Origin of the sequence: Mesorhizobium sp. M0854, assembly GCF_040319815.1 — a bacterium.
Lineage (GTDB): Bacteria > Pseudomonadota > Alphaproteobacteria > Rhizobiales > Rhizobiaceae > Mesorhizobium.
The window spans coordinates 196,108-215,419 of sequence record NZ_JAMYOL010000011.1 but is presented as its reverse complement, the minus strand read 5'-3'; the positions used below and the strand labels follow the sequence as shown (position 1 = coordinate 215,419).

General features: G+C 62.7%; 21 protein-coding genes. 16 read left to right on the top strand and 5 right to left on the bottom strand.

Translation table 11 applies throughout. The features are described 5' to 3' along the window. The first annotated feature begins 396 nt into the window (after positions 1–396). The 4 genes from NKH99_RS19260 to NKH99_RS19245 all read left to right on the top strand — a co-directional run bounded on the left by NKH99_RS19260 (position 397) and on the right by NKH99_RS19245 (position 4,011). Positions 397–1,275 carry an ABC transporter permease gene (locus tag NKH99_RS19260; RefSeq protein WP_352501094.1) on the top strand — a complete coding sequence of 293 codons (879 nt, stop codon included), beginning with the start codon at positions 397–399 and terminating at the stop codon, positions 1,273–1,275. Then, complete coding sequence (locus NKH99_RS19255; protein WP_353015028.1) at positions 1,272–2,408, top strand: ABC transporter permease; 1,137 nt, start codon at positions 1,272–1,274, stop codon at positions 2,406–2,408. Before NKH99_RS19260 ends, NKH99_RS19255 begins: the two co-directional genes overlap by 4 nt. A gap of 40 nt (positions 2,409–2,448) precedes the next feature. Then, on the top strand, positions 2,449–3,420 hold the full coding sequence (locus NKH99_RS19250; protein ID WP_353015026.1) for an ABC transporter substrate-binding protein: 972 nt from the start codon (positions 2,449–2,451) through the stop codon (positions 3,418–3,420). 147 nt (positions 3,421–3,567) lie between these two features. Next, entirely contained in the window at positions 3,568–4,011 is a 444-nt protein-coding gene (locus NKH99_RS19245; protein ID WP_352471512.1) for a CHRD domain-containing protein, read from the top strand. Positions 4,012–4,051: 40 nt separating this feature from the next. Here the strand turns inward: NKH99_RS19245 and NKH99_RS19240 are convergent, their stop codons facing one another. The 3 genes from NKH99_RS19240 to NKH99_RS19230 all read right to left on the bottom strand — a co-directional run bounded on the left by NKH99_RS19240 (position 4,052) and on the right by NKH99_RS19230 (position 7,887). Further along, the gene (locus NKH99_RS19240; RefSeq protein WP_353015025.1) at positions 4,052–5,701 is read right to left on the bottom strand and encodes a thiamine pyrophosphate-binding protein; all 1,650 of its coding nucleotides are present in this window, start codon (positions 5,699–5,701) and stop codon (positions 4,052–4,054) included. Beyond that, the gene (locus NKH99_RS19235) at positions 5,698–6,873 is read right to left on the bottom strand and encodes a CaiB/BaiF CoA transferase family protein (RefSeq protein WP_352571797.1); all 1,176 of its coding nucleotides are present in this window, start codon (positions 6,871–6,873) and stop codon (positions 5,698–5,700) included. Before NKH99_RS19235 ends, NKH99_RS19240 begins: the two co-directional genes overlap by 4 nt. A gap of 78 nt (positions 6,874–6,951) precedes the next feature. Further along, the gene (locus tag NKH99_RS19230) at positions 6,952–7,887 is read right to left on the bottom strand and encodes an alpha/beta fold hydrolase (protein WP_353015023.1); all 936 of its coding nucleotides are present in this window, start codon (positions 7,885–7,887) and stop codon (positions 6,952–6,954) included. A 268-nt stretch (positions 7,888–8,155) separates the two neighbouring features. Here NKH99_RS19230 and NKH99_RS19225 point away from each other — a divergent pair, with 268 nt between their 5' ends. The 4 genes from NKH99_RS19225 (at position 8,156) to NKH99_RS19210 (ending at position 11,209) form a co-directional block, all read left to right on the top strand. Then, on the top strand, positions 8,156–8,941 hold the full coding sequence (locus NKH99_RS19225; RefSeq protein WP_352614290.1) for an alpha/beta fold hydrolase: 786 nt from the start codon (positions 8,156–8,158) through the stop codon (positions 8,939–8,941). Next, positions 8,938–9,387 (top strand): MarR family winged helix-turn-helix transcriptional regulator, encoded by a 450-nt coding sequence (locus NKH99_RS19220; protein ID WP_353015022.1) that lies wholly within the window; start codon positions 8,938–8,940, stop codon positions 9,385–9,387. The genes NKH99_RS19225 and NKH99_RS19220 overlap by 4 nt, the downstream gene beginning before the upstream one ends. Positions 9,388–9,507: 120 nt before the next feature. Next, positions 9,508–10,521 (top strand): ribonuclease T2 family protein, encoded by a 1,014-nt coding sequence (locus tag NKH99_RS19215; RefSeq protein WP_353015020.1) that lies wholly within the window; start codon positions 9,508–9,510, stop codon positions 10,519–10,521. A 73-nt stretch (positions 10,522–10,594) separates the two neighbouring features. Continuing rightward, complete coding sequence (locus NKH99_RS19210) at positions 10,595–11,209, top strand: hypothetical protein (RefSeq protein ID WP_352851534.1); 615 nt, start codon at positions 10,595–10,597, stop codon at positions 11,207–11,209. Positions 11,210–11,236: 27 nt separating this feature from the next. Here the strand turns inward: NKH99_RS19210 and NKH99_RS19205 are convergent, their stop codons facing one another. After that, complete coding sequence (locus NKH99_RS19205; RefSeq protein WP_352709723.1) at positions 11,237–12,481, bottom strand: GGDEF domain-containing protein; 1,245 nt, start codon at positions 12,479–12,481, stop codon at positions 11,237–11,239. Here NKH99_RS19205 and NKH99_RS19200 point away from each other — a divergent pair. The 7 genes from NKH99_RS19200 to NKH99_RS19170 all read left to right on the top strand — a co-directional run bounded on the left by NKH99_RS19200 (position 12,410) and on the right by NKH99_RS19170 (position 17,559). Then, positions 12,410–12,592: a hypothetical protein gene (locus NKH99_RS19200; protein WP_198023548.1), complete on the top strand. Its 183-nt coding sequence runs from the start codon at positions 12,410–12,412 to the stop codon at positions 12,590–12,592. The two genes, NKH99_RS19205 and NKH99_RS19200, sit on opposite strands and share 72 nt — an antisense overlap. A gap of 284 nt (positions 12,593–12,876) precedes the next feature. Next, the gene (gene ettA / locus NKH99_RS19195; protein WP_352453385.1) at positions 12,877–14,526 is read left to right on the top strand and encodes an energy-dependent translational throttle protein EttA; all 1,650 of its coding nucleotides are present in this window, start codon (positions 12,877–12,879) and stop codon (positions 14,524–14,526) included. A gap of 58 nt (positions 14,527–14,584) precedes the next feature. Further along, positions 14,585–14,818, top strand: a complete 234-nt coding sequence (gene relB, locus NKH99_RS19190) for a type II toxin-antitoxin system RelB family antitoxin (protein ID WP_353015019.1) — start codon at positions 14,585–14,587, stop codon at positions 14,816–14,818. A 2-nt stretch (positions 14,819–14,820) separates the two neighbouring features. After that, complete coding sequence (locus NKH99_RS19185) at positions 14,821–15,084, top strand: type II toxin-antitoxin system RelE family toxin (RefSeq protein ID WP_352471644.1); 264 nt, start codon at positions 14,821–14,823, stop codon at positions 15,082–15,084. Beyond that, positions 15,081–15,872 (top strand): trans-aconitate 2-methyltransferase, encoded by a 792-nt coding sequence (gene tam / locus NKH99_RS19180; RefSeq protein WP_353015017.1) that lies wholly within the window; start codon positions 15,081–15,083, stop codon positions 15,870–15,872. Before NKH99_RS19185 ends, tam begins: the two co-directional genes overlap by 4 nt. A 108-nt stretch (positions 15,873–15,980) precedes the next feature. Beyond that, entirely contained in the window at positions 15,981–16,316 is a 336-nt protein-coding gene (locus NKH99_RS19175) for a hypothetical protein (RefSeq protein WP_352970816.1), read from the top strand. Positions 16,317–16,437: 121 nt separating this feature from the next. Next, positions 16,438–17,559, top strand: a complete 1,122-nt coding sequence (locus tag NKH99_RS19170; protein ID WP_353015015.1) for a beta-ketoacyl-ACP synthase III — start codon at positions 16,438–16,440, stop codon at positions 17,557–17,559. 84 nt (positions 17,560–17,643) lie between these two features. Here NKH99_RS19170 and NKH99_RS19165 read toward each other — a convergent pair whose 3' ends face one another. Next, positions 17,644–18,210: a methyltransferase family protein gene (locus NKH99_RS19165; protein WP_353015013.1), complete on the bottom strand. Its 567-nt coding sequence runs from the start codon at positions 18,208–18,210 to the stop codon at positions 17,644–17,646. Positions 18,211–18,417: 207 nt separating this feature from the next. Between NKH99_RS19165 and NKH99_RS19160 the strand changes: the two genes are divergently transcribed. Next, a complete protein-coding gene (locus NKH99_RS19160; protein ID WP_353015011.1) occupies positions 18,418–19,035 on the top strand; it encodes an MOSC domain-containing protein in 618 nt (205 codons plus the stop codon). Positions 19,036–19,312: the final 277 nt, after the last annotated feature.

The following is a 19,312-nucleotide window of genomic DNA, read 5'->3' as shown; positions in this document are numbered from 1 at the left end:
GGACGGCTCCCTTGTTTGAGATCTCAACGAACTCATTCTGGCACATCCGATGCCGTCGGGCGCCGTCCACCCCATCATGCCGTGATGTCGGGCGAAACGCGCAAGCGGTCGAGAATAAGCGTTACGCAGAGCGGTGCGGAGGGAGCCATTTTCAGCACCGTTGCGGAGCGGGAAGATAATGGCATGGATCCTAGGGTCTGCGCCGCGTCGCTTCGCTCCTTGCTTCGCCCTATGATGACGAAAGCGTGGTGGGGCGCTCCCGATACGCACGCCGCTTCGCGGCGGTTCCGCCCTAGGATGACAAAAGCGCGGTCACCCTCACCCGGCCTCCGCTTCGCTCCAGTCACCCTCTCCCCGTTGGGGAGAGGAGGGCGCTTACCCGGCGAGGCCTGCTAGATGGACTCGTTTCGCGACAAGATCGTTCCGGTGACCTCGATCCTCCTGGGCGTTGTCGTCGTCTGGTACGTCATGGCCGTCATCCTCAACACGCCGTTCCAGCGCGATCTCGACCGCCGCGCCAATCAGACACCGGGTATTGTGGAATTCATCGGCAAGACGCTGGCGCAGCCGAAGCCGACGCTGCCGGCGCCGCATCAGGTGGCGGTGAATTTTTTCGAAAACACCTTTCTGCGCAGCATCACCTCGAACCGCAGCCTTGTCTACAATGCCTGGGTGACGCTGTCGTCGACGCTGCTCGGCTTTGCTTTCGGCACGGCGCTCGGCATCGTCATCGCCGTCGGCATCGTGCATGTGGCGACGCTCGACCGCAGTCTGATGCCGTGGATCATCGCCTCGCAGACCATTCCGATCCTGGCGGTGGCGCCGATGATCATCGTCGTGCTGGCGGCGATCGGCATCACCGGGCTTATCCCGAAGGCGCTGATCTCGACCTATCTGTCGTTCTTTCCGGTGGCAGTCGGCATGGTGAAGGGACTGCGCTCGCCCGAGCTTACCCATCTCGACCTGATGCACACCTATAATGCCAGTGCCTCGCAGACCTTCTGGAAATTGCGGGTGCCGGCTTCGGTGCCGTTCCTGTTTACCTCGATGAAGGTGGCGGTGGCCGCCAGCCTGGTCGGCGCCATCGTCGGCGAGTTGCCGACCGGCGCCGTCGCCGGCATCGGCGCCAAATTGCTCGCCGGCGCCTACTACAGCCAGACCATCGACATCTGGTCGGCTCTGGTTGCCGGGTCGGTGGTCGCGGCGCTGCTGGTGATGGTCGTCGGCATCGCCGGGCGCCTTGTCGACCGCGCCATGGGCGGGAGGCCGGCATGAGCTCCATCCTGAGCCTTTCCTCAATCACGCCTCGATCCTGGCAGGGGTATGCAGCGCTTGTCCTGCTTGCCGGCGCGCTGCTTCTTTGGCCGCTCGTCAGCGCTACGCCCGGTTACGGCATGGCAACTGCGGTTTTGATTTTCATTTTGCTGCTCGTGGCAATCGAGGCCGACAACTTTCCACCGATGATCGGGGTGGTGTTGCTGTTCCTTGGCGCGCATGGCGCAGCGTGGATGCTGCTCGCCGGCATAACCGGCAATGAGGGCAGCGCTCGCGCATCCTTCTATCTGCTGCTCGTCGCGGCGTGGTTTTTGGCCTGGCGCTGCGTAACGATCTTGTCGTCGTTTCGCCCGACGTCGCGCTGGGCGTCAACCGCCCTGCGCCTGATCATTCCGGCCATCTTCGGCGCCTGGATCCTGATCATCTGGGAGGCGGTGACGCGTGGTGCCGGCATTCCCTTCATCCTGTTGCCGCCGCCAAGCGCCATCGGTGCACGCATCGTCGGCTCGCTGCCGGTGCTGGGGGCCGATGTCAGGCAGACCATCTTCAAGGCTGTTATCTTCGGCTATGTGGTGGGGAGCAGCGCCGGCTTCCTCGTTGCCATCGCCGCCGACCGGGTGCCGTTTCTGCGGCGCGGGCTTTTGCCGATCGGCAATATGGTGTCGGCGCTGCCGATCATCGGCGTCGCGCCGATCATGGTCATGTGGTTCGGCTTCGACTGGCAGTCGAAGGCAGCGGTGGTCATCATCATGACCTTCTTCCCGATGCTGGTGAACACCGTCGCCGGGCTTGCCGCCTCCGGCCATATGGAGCGCGACCTGATGCGCACCTATGCCTCGAGCTACTGGCAGACGCTGTTCAAGCTGCGGCTGCCGGCGGCGGCACCCTTCATCTTCAATGCGTTGAAGATCAATTCGACGCTGGCGCTGATCGGCGCCATCGTCGCCGAGTTCTTCGGCACGCCGGTGGTCGGCATGGGATTCCGCATTTCGACGGAAGTCGGGCGGATGAACATCGACATGGTGTGGGCGGAAATCGCAGTTGCAGCACTTGCGGGTTCGGTCTTTTATGGCGTGGTCGCTCTTTTCGAGAGAGCAGTCACGTTTTGGCATCCCTCTGTCCGTGGTGGATAGGGGCGGTGGGTTTAGGGCGCTAACTTCAGAGGGTAAAAACATGAAAAGACTTGTTGTTTCGATGCTGGCCGGCGTGATGTCGCTTGCCGCGTTCCAGGCGATGGCCGCGGACAAGGTGACGCTGCAGCTGAAATGGGTCACCCAGGCACAGTTCGCCGGCTATTATGTCGCCAAGGCCAAGGGCTTCTATGAAGCCGAGGGCCTCGACGTCGACATCAAGCCCGGCGGCCCGGACATTGCGCCAGAGCAGGTCATCGCCGGCGGCGGCGCCGACGTCATCGTCGATTGGATGGGCGGCGCGCTGGCTGCGCGCGAGAAGGGCGTGCCGCTGGTCAACATCGCCCAGCCGTTCAAGAAGGCCGGCATGGAGCTGGTCTGCCCGAAGGACGGTCCGGTCAAGACAGAAGCCGACTTCAAGGGCCACACGCTCGGCGTCTGGTTCTTCGGCAACGAGTATCCGTTCTATGCCTGGATGAACAAGCTTGGCCTCAAGACCGATGGCGGGCCGGACGGCGTCACCGTGCTCAAGCAGAGCTTTGACGTGCAGCCGCTGATCCAGAAGCAGGCGGATTGCATTTCGGTCATGACCTATAACGAGTACTGGCAGCTCATCGACGCCGGCTACAAGCCGGAAGAGCTGACCGTCTTCAACTATTCCGCCATGGGCAACGATCTGCTCGAAGACGGGCTCTATGCCCTGGAGGACAAGCTCAAGGATCCGGCCTTCGAGGACAAGATGGTGCGTTTCGTGCGCGCTTCGATGAAGGGTTGGAAATACGCCGTCGACCATTCCGACGAAGCGGCCGGCATCGTCATGGACAATGGCGGCCAGGACGAGAATCACCAGAAGCGCATGATGGGCGAAGTCGCCAAGCTGATCGACAATGCCGATGGCAAGCTCGATCCGGCGACGTACGAGCGCACCGCCAAGGCGCTGCTCGACCAGAAGATCATCAGCAAGGAGCCTACCGGCGCCTACACGACGGCGATCACCGACAAGGCAATCAAATAGGGCTGTCAAACTGGCTTGTAGCGGAAAAGGGGCGGGCGACCGCCCCTTTTTAGTGGGAGGTAAAATAAACGTTACCGGCGGAAACATCCGCTCGCAAAATCGTTGTGCCGGTGCATCCGCCTCAAGGGTGTCACAACGGAGGTTTCCATGCGCATCCAGTCCTTCACGCCGATGCTTTCGGCGCTGGCCATTTCTGCAGCCATCTTCTCTGCTTCACCGGCCTTGGCCGAAACCATGAAGATGACGGCGACGCTCGATGGTGCTCAGCAGAACCCGCCCGTCACCACGAAGGGCAAGGGCACCGCCACGCTCAGGTTCAACACCGCCACCAAGAAACTCAGCTGGACCGTGAGATATTCCGGCCTCAGCGGGCCGGCGAAGGCCGCACACATTCACGGCCCGGCGGCAAAGGGTCAAAACGCCGATCCGGTGGTGCCGTTCGAAGGCAAGCTGAAGAGCCCGATCAAGGGTTCGGCGACATTGACCGATGCCCAGGCGACCGATCTTGAGGCTGGCAAATATTACGTCAACATCCACACCGCGGCCCACGCGGACGGCGAGATCCGCGGCCAGATCGAGAAGGCCAAATAGGCAGATCACGACGACAAAACAGGGCAATCATCCTGTTTTGTCAGGCCTTGTCGCGAATCTGGGTCATAGTGCGGGTCGGCGTGATGGCTTCAGGGTCGAGCCGGATCTCTACGATTGACGGCTTGCCGCTGGCCCGCGCTCGCTCGAAGGCCGCCGCGAAGTCGGCGGTCTTTTCCACCGTCTCGCCATGGCCGCCATAGGCACGAGCCAAAGCAGCAAAGTCGGGATTCTTCAAGTCCGTGGCGACGACACGGCCGGGATATTCGCGCTCCTGATGCATGCGGATGGTGCCGTAGATGCCATTGTTGACGACGATGACGATGATCGGCAGCCCGTATTGCACGGCGGTGGCGAATTCCTGGCCGTTCATCAGGAAACAGCCGTCGCCCGCGAAGGCGATCACGTCGCGGTCGGGGAAAAGCTGCTTGGCGGCGACCGCCGCCGGCGTGCCGTAGCCCATCGAGCCGGATGTGGGTGCTGCCTGCGTGCCGAAACGCCGGAAGCGATGGTAGCGATGCACCCAGGTGGCGTAGTTGCCGGCGCCGTTGGTGAGGATGGCGTCGTCCGGCAGCATCGTTTCGAGATAATTCATGATCGGCCCCATCTGGACGGCGCCGGGGCCGCTCTCCGGAGGCGTCGACCAGTCGAGATAGGCGGCGTGCAGCTTCGCTGCCTCAGCCGCCCAGACCGGCGTTGCGGCCGGCTTGCGTCCGGCAAAGGCTTCGACGAAAGCGGCAGGCGAGGCATTGATCGCCAGCGCCGGCCGGTAGACGCGGCCGAGTTCGCCGGCGTCGGCATGGATATGGACCAGCGTCTGGTCGGGGTAGGGACTCTTCAGCAGCGTGTAGTCGGATGACGGCATCTCGCCCATACGGCCGCCGATCAGCAGCACGAGGTCGGCCTGCTTGATGGCGGTTGCTACCTTGGGATTGATGCCGATGCCGACATCGCCGGCATAGTTCGGGTGGAGATGGTCGAACAGCATCTGGCGGCGGAAGGAGCAGCCGACCGGCAGCGACCAGGCTTCGGCTATCGTCGGCATCCGTGCAACGGCCTGCGCGTCCCAGCGCGTACCGCCGAGGATGACGAAGGGCCGCTTTGCCTGGTTGAGCAACAGTTCCAGTGCGTCGAGCTCGACTTCGCCAGGCCGCGTCTCGACAGGGGTATAATGCCGGGCGTCCGGTGCCTCCGCGAGGCTGGTCAGCATGTCTTCGGGCAGCGAGATGACGACCGGGCCCGGGCGACCGGACGTCGCCACCGCAAAGGCGCGTGTGACGAATTCGGGTATGCGTGCGGCGTCGTCGATCTCGACCACCCATTTGGCGATATCGCCGAAGAACCTGACGTAGTCGACCTCCTGGAAGGCCTCGCGCCCCTTGGCGTGGCTGGCGACCTGGCCGATGAACAGGATGAGGGGGACCGAATCCTGCATCGCGATGTGAATGCCGGCCGAGGCATTGGTGGCGCCTGGGCCGCGGGTGACAAAGCAGATGCCGGGCCTGCCGGTCAGGCGGCCATGGCAGTCGGCCATCATTGCGGCACCGCCCTCCTGGCGGCAGACGATTGTGCGGATCGGTGAATCATGCAGCGCGTCGAGCACCGCCAGATAGGATTCGCCGGGTACGCAATAGATACGGTCCGTTCCGTTGGCTTCGAGCGCATCGACGATGAGTTGTCCGCCGGTCTTCATTTTCCTGACCTCTCCAGTTCGGCAAGGATTTCTTCGGTGTGTTCGCCGAGACGCGGTGACGGACGTTCATAGACCAGCGGCGTGCCGGACATGACCATCGGCGCCCGCACCGAGGGCAAGAGATTGCCATGGCCATCATCGAGGTCGAGCCGCATGCCGCGCGCGATGGTCTGCGGGTCGGCAAACATCTGGCCGATGTTGTTGATCGGGCTGGCCGGCACTCCGGCAGTCTCAAGTCTGGCCAGCAACGGGTCGCGATCGAAGGCTTTCAGCGCCTCGATCATATGCTCGCGCAGCTTTGCCCGGTTGGCGACGCGGGCGGGATTGGTGGCGAAGTCAGGGTTCGACGCCAGCTCATCGAGGCCGACGGCAGCGCAGAACTTTGCGAACTGGCCATCATTGCCGACCGCCAGGATGATGTGACCATTCTTTACCGGCACCACTTCGTAGGGCGCGATGTTCATATGCGCATTGCCCATCTGCACCGGCGACTGTCCGGAGACGAGATAGTTGAGGTTCTGGTTGCCGAGCGTCGAGATCTGGGTGTCGTAGAGCGCCATGTCGATATGCTGGCCTTCGCCGGTCTTCTCGGCATGGCGAAGCGCCGCCTGGATGGCGATGACCGAATAAAGCCCGGTGAAAACATCCGAAATAGCGACGCCCGCCTTTTGCGGTTCGCGGCCGGCTTCGCCGGTGATCGACATCATGCCGGCCATGCCCTGGATGATGAAATCATAGCCGGCACGCGGGGCGTACGGTCCCGACTGGCCAAAACCGGTGATCGAGCAATAGATCAGCCGCGAGTTGATTTTCCTCAGGCTGTCATAGTCGAGGCCGTATTTCTTCAGTCCGCCGACTTTGAAGTTTTCGATCAGCACATCCGATGTCGCGACCAGCCGGCGCACCGTCTCGGCACCCTCGGGCGTCGAGAAGTCGATGGCAATGGAGCGCTTGCCGCGGTTGCAGGAATGGTAATAAGCGGCCGAAAGGTTCTCGCCGTCATGGCCGATGACGAAGGGCGGTCCCCATTTGCGGGTGTCGTCGCCGCCGTCCGGGCTCTCGACCTTGATCACGTCGGCGCCGAGGTCGGCAAGCAGCTGTCCGGCCCATGGCCCGGCGAGGATGCGTGCGAGTTCGATGACGCGGATGCCTTTGAGCGGAGGCTCAGTCATGGATCACCGTGGTTGATCGAAAGCGCAGCCTCTATCAATCCCGCGCGCCGCTGTCACGGCCCTTGCAATGGGCCAGTATCACTGTGCCCTCAGCACGCGGTCGGCCCAGGCGGCAAAATCCTCCATGATGATGTCTCGGTTGACGTCGTTCAGGCTTTCGTGGCGGGTTTTGGCGTAAACCTTTGAAACGAGATTCGAAAAACCCATCATGTGCATCCGGCCGGCAAGATGGCTGACCGCCTTGCCGCCGTCCGAGGCCGGATCTTGCTCGCCTCCGACCAGATTGACGAACAGGTCGCGCCGCACGCCGGAAAAATTGCGGTCGCTGCCGCAATGCAGCGTCATCATGACGATGTCCTGCCACATCGACACCGATGCATCCCAGCCGCAAAGCGGGTCGGCGATGTATTTCTCGACTTCAGCGGCATCGCGCGACAGCCAGTCGAACGGCGTCCGGTGATTGGGCACCGCCTTGCCCCAGGCCCGGAACGTCAGCCGGGGCAGCAGGCGCGACGGCACGTCTGAGCCAAGCCGGAACTTTTCCCAACCAAGCATGGCCAGCGCGATTTGGCCGAGCAGTCCGGCCGAGAAATTGCCGTTCCAGATCGCGGCGGCATGGATGCGCGCCGAGTGGCGGAGGACAAAGTTCAGCGAGACCGACGCGCCCAAGGAGTGACCGAAGATGATGACCGGCAGGCCCGGCTGTTCCCTGGCGATGAGATCATGGACTGCGGCGACATCGGCGATGACCTTGGCACCGCCATCCGCATCGGCGAACCTGCCAGGTGGCGCGTCGGGCGCCTTGGTGGCGCCGTGGCCACGGTGGTCGTGCGCGTAGACCTGATAGCCGCGCTCGCCAAGGAAATCGGCGAAACGGGCATAGCGCGCCGCGTGCTCGGCCAACCCGTGATTGACCTGGACAATGGCGCGCGGTTGGCCGATGGCGTGTTTCACATAAAGGTTGAGCTCGGCGCCGGTCGGCGATGCCAGCATCCTCTGCTTGTCAAATGGCATGTCTCGCTCCCGTCGGCGACTGTTGGGCGACGCAGCGATCGACGTCAAGGACGTAGGGTACCCATTCGACGGTAGTTGACAGCATGCTGTCAATGTGATTACATGACAGCATGCTGTCAAATGGTCGGCGGCAGATTGGGGGTATGACTATGAAAACCACCGGGGCCATTTCGCGGCGTGCAATCTTGCTGGCGGGCTTCGCCTTCACGACGGCCACCCTGTTGTCAGGGATTGCTGCGTTCAGTCAGGATACCAGGGAGAGATGACCATGATGACGTCCACTGTTCCAGGCCCGCAAGGCCAGCTTGCCACTTATAGGATCAACGCCGGCAATGGCCTGCCGATCATGTTCCTGCATGGGGATTGCAGCCGCGCTTCCCACTGGGACCGGGTGATGCAACTCTCCGTCGAAGGCCGCGAGGCGGTAGCCTTCGATTTTCGCGGTCATGGCGCCTCCGCGCCGGCGCAGGATGGTGACTATGGTTATGACGGTCGCGCAATGGATGTCGGTGCCGTGGCCGACGCGTTTGGCCTGAAGCGGTTTCTCATTGTCGCGCACAGCGGCGGTGGTGGCGTGGCGCTCGCTTATGCCGCCAGCCATGCCGACCGGGTAGCCGGTGTCTTGCTCGTCGACCCGGCGACCGATCCTCGTGCGCTGCCGCAGGCGATTCGTGACGGCTTTGTCCGCGATCTGGCCGGTCCGCAAGGCCGTGATGTCCTGAACGCCTATTACACGTCGATTGCCGGCCCTAACGCGGCTGTTCGCCAGCGTGTTCTGGCCGATGCGGCAGTGGTCGATCCGGCGGCGAGGGCAGGTGTCGGCAAGGCACTGGCCGAATGGAACCCGGAGCCGGCAGTCGATGCGTATCGCGGGCCTATGTTCGTATTGGCTACCGAGGCCAGTGACACTCCAGCCGCGCTCTACCGGCTGCGCACGGACATTCCGCGCCAGATCGTGGCGGGCAGCGGCCATTGGGTGATGCTTGACAAGCCCGAGGTCGTAGCCGAAGCCGTTAATAATTTCGTCGCGACCATCGAGGCCGGCCAGAAATGACGACCAGGACCGAAGCGGCAAATGTGCTCACCGAACTGGTGCTTGCCGTGTTCAGGATGAACGGCAGTTTTCTGGATGCGGCCGACCGGCTGGCCGCTCCAATCGGGCTGACGGCAGCGCGCTGGCAGGTTTTGGGTGCAGTTTTGAAGGAGCCGAAATCTGTGGCCGACATCGCCCGCGACATGGGTCTCGCCCGTCAGAGTGTACAGCGGCTTGCCGACATACTGGCTGCGGAGGGGCTTGCCGCCTACGCCGACAACCCGGCGCATCGCCGCGCCAAGCTGTTGTCGATAACCGATGCCGGCCGGGCAGCGGTCAAGAATATCGGCACACGCCAGCATGTTTGGGCGAACCGCGTTTCGGAGGGTATGGACGCCGACGCGCTGAAAGCCTCGCTTGATCTGCTGCGCACCCTGACGGAACGGGTGGAGGCGGGCGGATCCTGATCGACCACGCGGGAGCCGTCTCAATGCGCTGGCGATTGTTTTTACGGCCGGCGAAAGAAATCGTAATTCTGACATGTCGCAAGTTTCTAGCTTGCGGCGTGAATCACGAGGAGTGCCGGAATGCGGATTTGGGCGATATGGGGGGCGGTGTTTCTTGCGTTTGCTGGCGCAAGCGCGGCGCGGGCCGATGTGAAGATGACCGGCTCTTTCGTCGCCGATGCCGCCTGTCCGGCAACGCAGGCGATCAAGAGCGGCAAGAATCCCGGCAATGTCTCGACCGCGGCTGGTCAGAGTTATGATCTGCTGGCCGGCAACAAGGACGCGCCCACCCACTACCTCATTCGCGTGCCGGGCGCCGATCCGGAGCGCCGCTGGGTCAAGATCAGCTGCGGTCACGTTTCGGGCGGCAGCGCGTCGACGGTGCCGGCTGCACCGGCGCCTGCCGAGCCGAACAAGCCATTGGCGTCCGGAAAGCCGGAATATGTCTTCGCGCTGAGCTGGCAGCCGGCTTTTTGTGAGACCAAATCCGGCAAAACCGAATGCCGTGCGCAGACCGCCGCCGGTTTCGAGGCGACCCACTTCACCTTGCATGGGTTGTGGCCGCAGCCGAACGGAAATTTCTATTGCCAGGTCGCGGCAAGCGATAAGGCGAACGACGATCCGGCACACTGGCGGGATTTGCCGCCGGTCACCCTTGACCCGAAAACGCGAGCGGAACTCGACCAGGTGATGCCGGGCACCGCGTCCGCCCTCGAAAGGCATGAGTGGATCAAGCACGGCACCTGCTACGGCAAGAGCCAGCAGGAGTATTTCGCCGACGCCTTGAACCTAATGCGCGCGATGAATGCGTCGCCGGTGCGCGATCTCTTCATCAAGAACATCGGCAAGCAACTGACATCCGATCAGATCCGCAGCACCTTCGATAGTGCCTTCGGCAAAGGCGCGGGCGACCGGGTCCGCGTGTCCTGCGTGGTCGATCCCTCGAACGGCAGGCGGCTGATCGGCGAACTGACGCTCGGCCTGACCGGCCCGATCGCTTCGAACGCTTCGCTCGGTGCCCTGCTGCTTGCCTCGGCGCCGACAGCCAAGGCCGGCTGCCCGAAGGGCGCGGTCGATGCCATCGGGTTCCAGTAAACAGGCCGTACGCGACTGTCGCTTTGCGCCGGGGATGGTATGATCCCGGGGTTATCATTCGCAGGGGGTGGCGATGAGTGGTATGACGGGCGGCGCGCTGGCGCGGCTGGCGTTCTGGGCCAAGGGCATGACGGCGATCCGCGACGGCCATATGGAGTGGCCGGGCTTTTCCTACACCGAAGTGGAGTGGGCGCGCATGACCACGCTCGCCAAACCCGTCGGCAGCGGCACCTACCAATTGTTTACGCTGGTCAACGCGGCGATCTTCATCGCCATCGCCGCGCTCGGGATGTTCTGTGTCTTCCTGCCGCTGGCGGCGCTGCTGTTCCCGGTACCGGCCGAAACCAGTGCGCTCAAGTTTTCGCTGCTCCTGGCGGCATGCGCCTTCCTGATCATCGGCATCGGCCTGCCGATTTCGCTGCGTCTTTCGACCACGCTGGTGGCGCCGAAGGCAATGCGGGCCGCGCTTGTCGCCGTGCCCGGCGACCAGGCGCTTGCGGCAAAAGTGTCATGGCAGATCAACCGGATCACGCTCGTGCTCTGCGGCCTGCTGGTGCCGGGCATTCTTCTGTTCATTGCCTACGATGTCGAAGCCGGCCCGATTATTACCGCGTTGAAATGGCTGGCGATCGCGCTGATGGCGGTTTCGGTTGCGATCGGCGGATGGCAGCGGCGCAAACAATCCTGATTGAGCCAATCGCAGGCCTGGGCAGCGTTACGCGCCGGCGCTGCGCTCCGGCCTGGTCCATGTGTTGCGGGCGTCTGCTTCGTTGCCGCCCGGTTCGCCGACAACGCGATCGCGTCCCGTGGATTTGGCCTTGTAGAGACGCTGGTCGGCCAGCGCAAAGAGATCGGCAAGGCAACGGGTCGTCTCGCTGACCGTCGAGATGCCGGCGCTGACGGTAATGTCGAACCGGCTGGTGCTCGCGGACGTCTTGACCGCTTGCCTGACGGTTTCACCCAGCAGCCTGGCGAGCGGCTGCGGACGCCAGCCGAGGATGGCGAATTCCTCACCGCCGATCCTGAACAATTGATCTTCGGTCCCGACAAGTTCGCCAAGCAAAATCGCCAGGGCTTTCAGCACCTTGTCTCCCTCGGCGTGGCCGAAGCGGTCGTTGATCGATTTGAAGTGGTCGACATCGATGATCAGCAGGCTGAGCGGCCTGGCGGTCCGCAGGCTGGCGGCGACGGCGGCCTCGCCATCGCTGTCGAAGCGCCCCCTGTGCAGGAGGCCGGTGAGGCCGTCGCGACCAACATGCTCGACCAGCGCCTCATAGCGCTCGCGATAGGTCAGCGTGTCGAAAATGTCGGAAAGCCCGCGCGGCGCCGGCACCTGCCGCGCCTCGAACCACCTGATATAGGCGACCAGCATGGTGCTGTAGACCAGGGCCGCTGCCATCTTGGCAAACCAGCCGCCGAAGAACACCGCGACCGGCGCACCGGTGACGAAATGCAGCGCCGTGAAAAAGCCTGCCTGGTCGAAGGTGAGCACGCAGGCGACGGAGACCAGGATGCGGGTGAAAAGCGCCTTGCGCAGGTATTTGCCGAGCTTTTCATAGAGCAGAATGATCAGGATGGCATCGACGAACAGCAGCGTCGTGCCCCACACCATCAGCCAGCCCATCTCATCGATGAAGCCGATGTCGGGAAGCTTGCCGTCGGGCAGCGGTGCGATGTCGTGCAGGCGCAGGATCAGCACGAGCCCGACCATCAGGGCATTGCCGAGCAGCAGGCCGTAAATCGGCTGCCGGACAGTTGCCGCGTCCTCCTTGATGTAGAGCAGGAGAAGCATCACCAGCTTGCCGGAAAACAGCACGGCCGAACCCGGCGATACCATGCCGAACGGCAGCGCGACGTAGAAGACGCTGGCGAGATAGGTTTCCAAGAAATGCATGACGCCAAGGGCGCAAACAAAGACGCCGAGGCCGATGCGGCCCCTGAACCGGAAAAGCGTGACCATGATGCCGAAATAGAGAACCGCTTCGGCAAAAAGCAGGAAACTGTTCAACACGGCCCGATCTCTCTCCCCGAAATCGCGGCTGCCAGCGATTTCCCATCCAACATTGTTTGACGCGGAATGGTTAACCGGAGCTTTCGCCTGGGCGCCGGCACGAAATGAAGCGGCTAAGCGTTTGCGGGTGCGACCAAATCCGCCTGGAGCGGGTCATCGTTTCACGGAACCGCTGAACCGCTCCATCTTTTTTGTTTTGACGCAATTCCGGACGGAAAACCGTTTCACGCTTTTCCTGGAATTGCTTTAGGGCCAAAACTGTTTGCCGTTCGCGGCCGCATCGCTTACATAGCCCCCAACTTCCATCCAATCCGACATCAGTCGACTTTTCAGGGAAAGCGCGCGTGGCACGCCAGTTCATCTATCACATGGCCGGCCTCAACAAGGCCTACGGCACCAAGAAGGTGCTCGAGAACATTCATCTGTCCTTCTACCCGGACGCCAAGATCGGCATCCTCGGCCCCAACGGCGCCGGCAAGTCGACGATCCTCAAGATCATGGCCGGCATCGACAAGGAGTGGAGCGGCGAGGCCTGGCTGGCCGAGGGTGCTACCGTCGGTTACCTGGCGCAGGAGCCGGCGCTCGATCCGAACAAGAACGTGTTCGAAAACGTCATGGAAGGCGTCGCCGCCAAGACCGCCATCATCGAGCGCTACAACGAATTGATGATGAACTATTCCGACGAGACGGCGGACGAGTCGGCCAAGCTGCAGGACGAGATGGACCGGCTCAACCTGTGGGATCTCGAACAGCAGGTCGAGATGGCGATGGAGGCACTCGGCTGCCCGCCCAAGGAGGCCGATGTCACCAAGCTGTCGGGCGGCGAACGCCGTCGCGTCGCGCTCTGTCAGTTGCTGCTGCGCCAGCCCGACCTTCTGCTGCTCGACGAGCCGACCAACCATCTCGACGCCGAGACGACGGCGTGGCTGGAAAAGCATCTGCGGGCCTATCCGGGCGCGGTGATGATCATCACCCACGATCGCTACTTCCTCGACAATGTCACCGGCTGGATCCTCGAGCTCGATCGCGGCCGCGGTATCCCCTACGAAGGCAACTACACCAAATATCTCGAAGCCAAGGCCAAGCGGCTCAAGCAGGAAGGCCGCGAGGACGATGCGCGCCAGCGGGCGATCGGCCGCGAGCGCGAGTGGATCCAGTCCAGCCCGAAAGCCCGGCAGACCAAGTCGAAAGCCCGTATCCAGGCCTTCCAGGATCTGCTGGATGCAGCCGACAAGCGGCGTCCGAGCGATACCCAGATTGTCATTCCGCATGGCGAGCGGCTCGGCAATGTGGTGATCGAGGTCGAGGGCCTGTCGAAGGGCTTTGGCGACACGCTTTTGATCGACGATCTCGAATTCAAGCTGCCGCCCGGCGGCATCGTCGGCGTCATCGGCCCGAACGGCGCCGGCAAGACGACGCTGTTCCGCATGATCACCGGCCAGGAAAAGCCGGACGCCGGCACCATTCGCGTCGGCGAGACGGTCAAGCTCGGTTATGTCGACCAGAGCCGCGACGCGCTCGACCCGACCAAGACGGTCTGGGAAGAGATCTCGGGCGGCGCCGAAGTGGTCAAGCTTGGCAAGTTCGAAGCCAACACCCGCGCCTATTGCGCGTCGTTCAATTTCCGCGGCGGCGACCAGCAGCAGAAGGTCGGCAACCTGTCCGGCGGCCAGCGCAACCGCGTGCATCTGGCCAAGATGCTGAAGACCGGCGGCAATGTGCTGCTGCTCGACGAACCGACCAACGATCTCGATACCGAAACGCTGGCTGCACTTGAAGACGCGCTCGAGAGCTTCGCCGGCTGCGCCGTCATCATCTCGCACGATCGCATGTTCCTCGATCGCCTGGCGACGCACATCCTCGCCTTCGAGGGCGATAGCCACGTCGAATGGTTCGAAGGCAATTTCGAGGATTACGAGCAGGACAAGATCCGCCGGCTTGGGCCTGAGGCGGTCAATCCGCACAGGATGACGTATAAGCGGCTGACGCGGTAACAACGGATTGGTTGCAAGCGCCCCAGGCTGCTCGTAGAATTGCCGGAAGGAGATAAACATGCTTAATGTCGAGCTTCCTACCGCGCTGGAAAAACGCCTCGAGATCGTCGCAAGGAAAGCTGGCCGGACAAAACATGACGTAGTCGTTGAGGCCATTGTCGAGCAAATTCAGGATCTGGAAGACGGACTAATCGCCCTCGAGCGCCTTAACGATGGTGAAGGTGAATGGCTTTCTCTGGCCGAAGCTAAGGAACGACTGGGATTGGACGCAAGCGACCGCAGTGACGGTTGATCGTGTGGACAATTCGTGTCGAGAAGCGTGCACTGAAGGATATCTCCAGATTGCAAAGGTCCGATCAGCGTCGGATTGTGGACTTCCTGGAAAACAGGCGCGCCTCGCGCGATAATCCACGCGAACTTGGCGAAGCGCTAACAGGACCACTGGCAGGTCTCTGGAAATATCGTGTGGGCTCATTCCGAATTCTGACAAGGATCGATGATAGCGCTGTCGCGATTTGGGTGGTTCAAGTAGGCGACCGTCGCGAGGTCTATCGATGAATACAGTCGCGAAGGTGAGACCCGACTGGTCCGCCGCCCTCTACCTGAAATTCGAGGACGAGCGCACCCGGCCGGCGCGCGATCTCGTTGCGCAGGTGCCGGTGCCGGAACCGCGCCGGGTGGTCGACATTGGCTGCGGGCCGGGCAATTCGACCGAATTGCTGGTCGAGCGCTGGCCGCGGGCGCAGATCAGCGGCTTCGATACCTCGCCCGACATGATCGAGAAGGCCAGGGCGCGCCTGCCCGGTGTCAGCTTTGCCTTGGCGGATGCGGCGGCGTGGCAGCCGACCGAACCGGTCGACGTGATCTTTGCCAATGCGGTGTTTCAATGGCTGCCGGAGCATCCGGCGGTCTTCCAGCGGTTGATGGGATTTTTGGCGCCCGGCGGCGCGCTTGCCGTGCAGATGCCGGACAACATGGCCGAGCCTTCGCACCGGCTGATGCGGGAGACCGCGGCCGAGATGCCGTTCACCGAAAAGCTCGAGCGCGCGGCCCGCGCGCCGCTGCCGCCGGTCGCGTTCTATTACGACCTTTTGTCGCCATTCTCGGATCGGCTCGATATCTGGCACACGATCTACAACCATCCGCTGGCCGATGCCGAAGCGATCGTCGAGTGGGTGAAGTCGACGGGGCTGAAGCCGTTCCTCGATCCTCTCGACGAAAACGAGCGGCAGCTTTTCCTGAAGCGCTACGCGGCCGGGATCAGCGAAGCCTATCCGAAAACGGCAAGCGGCAAGGTGTTGCTGCGCTTTCCCCGTCTCTTCATCGTGGCGCGGCGTTCCGCTTAGAAACGCTTAGCTACACCCAAAAACAGCCAGCAGCGGATGCTTGACCGGCTTTCGCCGTCATGCGCATCTCGCTGGGGCACGGCCCTTTATGGGCCATGGGGGTGGATGATGACACTGAAAAAGATGGGTTTCGGCGGCAGCATTTGTGCGGCCGCTGTGCTTGCCTTGTCTCTATCGGCGGAGGCCAAGCGAGCGCGCTGCTTCACCAGCGACGACGGCTATTTCTCGTGCAGCTATCGGGCGCTGGACGATGCCGGCAGCTTTCGCATCTCGGCGCCGGGTTATCCGACCTACGTCCTGGAAATCGACGGACCGGGTTTTGCCTATGGCTATGTCAATCTCGGCCGCCGCAACGTGCCGCTGCCCGGGCAATTCGTGCGCAGCGGCGATGACGGTGCCTGCTGGAACAACCCGCAGACCAATACCAAGCTCTGCGCCTGGTAAAGACCCGTCCCAGGGACTTGATTTAAACGGGCATAAACTGGCTAGGTGCAAAAGAGGTTGCGCCGAGCTTTTTGCGGCGTCGACATGAAGCCGCAACGCCTGCGCACGGGACGAACTGGAAATGCATCGCGTCATCATCAGCGGCATCGGCGTTGAAATCCCCGAAGCCTTGATCACCAATGAGGAACTCGTCGCCAGCTTCAACGCCTGGGTGGACATGGAGAACGTCCGCCGCGAGGTGTCGGGCGAGCCGCTGGTACAGAAATCGGACAGTGCCTTCATCGTCCATGCCTCGGGCGTCCAGACCCGCCATGTCATCGAACGGGAAGGCATCCTCGATCCGACCCGCATGGCGCCGCGTTTCGCGGCGCGGCCCGACGATGCGCTGTCGCTGGAGGCCGAGTTCGGCATCGCTTCGGCCCGCAAGGCGCTCGATCATGCCGGGCTGAAGCCTGGCGACATCGACCTGGTGATCTGCTCGGCCTCGCACCATCAGCGGCCCTATCCGGCGATCGCCATCGAAATGCAGCAGGCGCTGGGCACGAAAGGAGCCGGCTTCGATATGGGGCTTGGCTGCTCTTCGGCAGCGGCGGCGTTGCACATCGCGGTCAATCTGGTGCGGGCAGGGGCGCATAAACGCGTGCTGGTGACGACGCCGGAGATCATCACCGGGCACCTCAATTTTCGCGACCGGCAGACGCATTTCATCTTCGGCGACGCTTCCGTGTCGATGATCGTCGAAGGGCTTGCCCAGGGCGAGAAGCGGCCGGGCCGCTTCGAGGTGCTGGATACGCGCGCCTGGACGCAGATGTCGAACAGCATCCGCACCAATCTCGGTTACTATACCCGCGCCACCCAGGACGATCCGTACATGATCGATCTGGAAGGCAATCTGATCAAGCAGATCGGCAACAAGGTGTTCAAGGAAGTCACCGTTGCCGGCCACAAATTCATCGTCGAATTCCTGGCCGAGCACGGGCTGACGCCGCAAGCGATCCGGCGCTTCTGGCTGCATCAGGCCAATGCGCGGATGAACGCCATGATCCTGAAACTGTCGTTCGGCCATGACGTCGACCACGACCGCGCGCCGATGGTGCTGGAGCGCCTCGGCAACACCGCCGCCGCCGGCGCCATCATCGCCCTGTCGGAGAATCATGCCGACATGAAGGCCGGCGACTACGGCCTGCTCTGCGCCTTCGGCGCCGGCTACTCGATCGGCGGCGCGCTATTGCGCATGCTTTAGATTTTTGTTTTACGCATGTCGTTGTCCCAAAACCGCTGCACACCCTCGGTTCAAGCCCGAGGGCATGCTTTTGGGCGACATGCATTAGCTCGGCGCGAACGGCACCAGCATCGGAACGCGCCTGGCATAGTCGTCGTAAGCGCTACCCAGTTCACCGCGCAGAAAACGCTCCTCCAGCCTTGCCTTCATGACGATGCCGACGCTGATGAGGATGGCGCCGGCAACGCCCCAGACAGTGCCTTTCGCCGCCATGGTGGCGAGGATCGCCAGAAGCAGGCCGGTATAGATCGGGTGGCGCACCAGCCGGTAAGGGCCGGTGTCGACGACGCGATGCGCGGCCTTGGCGGTGACCGTGGCCGACCACAGGCGGCCAAGATGCAGCCGCGCCCACCAGGCAAATGCCAGACCGGCGGCAATCAGCGCCACGCAGATCCACGCTTCGGCAAGGTTCGGCGTCCAAAGCCTCAGCGGGCCGGCATAACCGTGCGCCGGGATGAAGAGCAGGATCGTGCCGAGCACCATGACGGCGCGGGATGGAAGCTCCACCCCGAAGCCGGCGCGTTTTTCGGCCCGGTCGGCCCAGAAGGCGGCCGCGGCCCATGAAACCACCCAGAGCAGCCAGAGCTGTGCGATTGCCGATGCGGGATGCATGATAAACCTCCGCGGGCTTGACCTGATCGATATTATCAACCGATGCAGCGCGGCAGCAATGCGGCACGCTTTTGCACGAGGCTGGTTCAACCATGACGCTGGTGGTGCCGACCCGTATCAGCCGTCTTGATTGGAGCATCAACGCTTTCGACTGGACCCTATGAATCGACTTCGGCTAACTGCATCCGGCAGCTAGGAATGAAACCAATGCCGGATATGTTTCCCCAAGCCGAAACTCCGGTCGAGATCGTCCCGTCGCGAAAACTCGCCGCCAGGGTGGCGGCGCTCTATCTCGCATCATTCGATCGTTTTGAGACACGAGCGGTGGATACGCTGCAACTCGGTTTCGACGGCATTGAAGGCGATTTCCATGCCGGCACGACGCGGCGCTCCGGTGGGCGCGAACCCTGGTATTCGCGCGGCACTGAGATGCGCAACGAACGGCAATTGTCGATCGTGGCGGCGGACGAACTGGCAATCGTCGCCGAACGGATGGGCATCGCCGAGATCAAGCCGGAATGGATCGGCGCCAATCTCCTGATCGATGGCCTGCCGCGCCTCTCCATGCTGCCGTCCGGCACGCTGCTGTTCTTCAAAGGCGGCGCGACCGTCAAGGTCGACGCGCAGAACGGGCCTTGCCGGATCGCGGGCAGGTCGGTCGCCGAGAATGCCGGTATGGCCGACCATGCGGCCGGCGCGCTGCTGTTCCCGAAGGCGGCGAAGCGGTTGCGCGGGCTCGTCGCCTGGGTCGAGAAGCCCGGCACGATCGCGGCCGGCGAGGAAATTTCGGTGCGCGTGCCGGAGCAGTGGGTTTACCGGGCCTAGTCCAAAACGCGACCTCTAGTCACGGCGTATTTTGTTCTTGCTTTGTGCCGGCAGCTATGCTACTTTGCGTATAGTGCCAATTGGGTTCCAACGACCCGCCCGCGAGGCGGGTTTTTTATTTCAGGCCTTGAAATTTCCGATGCTGCCGACCTGAGGTCGGCGGGACAGCGCCCCCCTCTGTCCTGCCGGACATCTCCCCCACGAGGGGGGAGATTGGCCGTCACCTCTCGATTTCGCTAATCACAACAGTGAAGAGCGCAGAACTCGACGCGTGTGC

Excerpts from the sequence above, each read along its gene's own strand:
- NKH99_RS19160 (WP_353015011.1), top strand. The coding sequence starts at position 18,418 with ATGCCGGATATGTTTCCCCAAGCCGAAACTCCGGTCGAGATCGTCCCG.
- NKH99_RS19245 (WP_352471512.1), top strand. The coding sequence starts at position 3,568 with ATGCGCATCCAGTCCTTCACGCCGATGCTTTCGGCGCTGGCCATTTCT.
- NKH99_RS19240 (WP_353015025.1), bottom strand. The coding sequence starts at position 5,701 with ATGAAGACCGGCGGACAACTCATCGTCGATGCGCTCGAAGCCAACGGA.
- NKH99_RS19200 (WP_198023548.1), top strand. The coding sequence starts at position 12,410 with ATGCATGACGCCAAGGGCGCAAACAAAGACGCCGAGGCCGATGCGGCC.
- NKH99_RS19165 (WP_353015013.1), bottom strand. The coding sequence starts at position 18,210 with ATGCATCCCGCATCGGCAATCGCACAGCTCTGGCTGCTCTGGGTGGTT.
- NKH99_RS19260 (WP_352501094.1), top strand. The coding sequence starts at position 397 with ATGGACTCGTTTCGCGACAAGATCGTTCCGGTGACCTCGATCCTCCTG.
- NKH99_RS19230 (WP_353015023.1), bottom strand. The coding sequence starts at position 7,887 with ATGCCATTTGACAAGCAGAGGATGCTGGCATCGCCGACCGGCGCCGAG.
- NKH99_RS19220 (WP_353015022.1), top strand. The coding sequence starts at position 8,938 with ATGACGACCAGGACCGAAGCGGCAAATGTGCTCACCGAACTGGTGCTT.
- relB (WP_353015019.1), top strand. The coding sequence starts at position 14,585 with ATGCTTAATGTCGAGCTTCCTACCGCGCTGGAAAAACGCCTCGAGATC.
- NKH99_RS19205 (WP_352709723.1), bottom strand. The coding sequence starts at position 12,481 with ATGGTCACGCTTTTCCGGTTCAGGGGCCGCATCGGCCTCGGCGTCTTT.
- NKH99_RS19225 (WP_352614290.1), top strand. The coding sequence starts at position 8,156 with ATGATGACGTCCACTGTTCCAGGCCCGCAAGGCCAGCTTGCCACTTAT.
- NKH99_RS19255 (WP_353015028.1), top strand. The coding sequence starts at position 1,272 with ATGAGCTCCATCCTGAGCCTTTCCTCAATCACGCCTCGATCCTGGCAG.
- NKH99_RS19215 (WP_353015020.1), top strand. The coding sequence starts at position 9,508 with ATGCGGATTTGGGCGATATGGGGGGCGGTGTTTCTTGCGTTTGCTGGC.
- NKH99_RS19250 (WP_353015026.1), top strand. The coding sequence starts at position 2,449 with ATGAAAAGACTTGTTGTTTCGATGCTGGCCGGCGTGATGTCGCTTGCC.
- NKH99_RS19210 (WP_352851534.1), top strand. The coding sequence starts at position 10,595 with ATGAGTGGTATGACGGGCGGCGCGCTGGCGCGGCTGGCGTTCTGGGCC.
- NKH99_RS19235 (WP_352571797.1), bottom strand. The coding sequence starts at position 6,873 with ATGACTGAGCCTCCGCTCAAAGGCATCCGCGTCATCGAACTCGCACGC.
- NKH99_RS19175 (WP_352970816.1), top strand. The coding sequence starts at position 15,981 with ATGACACTGAAAAAGATGGGTTTCGGCGGCAGCATTTGTGCGGCCGCT.
- tam (WP_353015017.1), top strand. The coding sequence starts at position 15,081 with ATGAATACAGTCGCGAAGGTGAGACCCGACTGGTCCGCCGCCCTCTAC.
- NKH99_RS19170 (WP_353015015.1), top strand. The coding sequence starts at position 16,438 with ATGCATCGCGTCATCATCAGCGGCATCGGCGTTGAAATCCCCGAAGCC.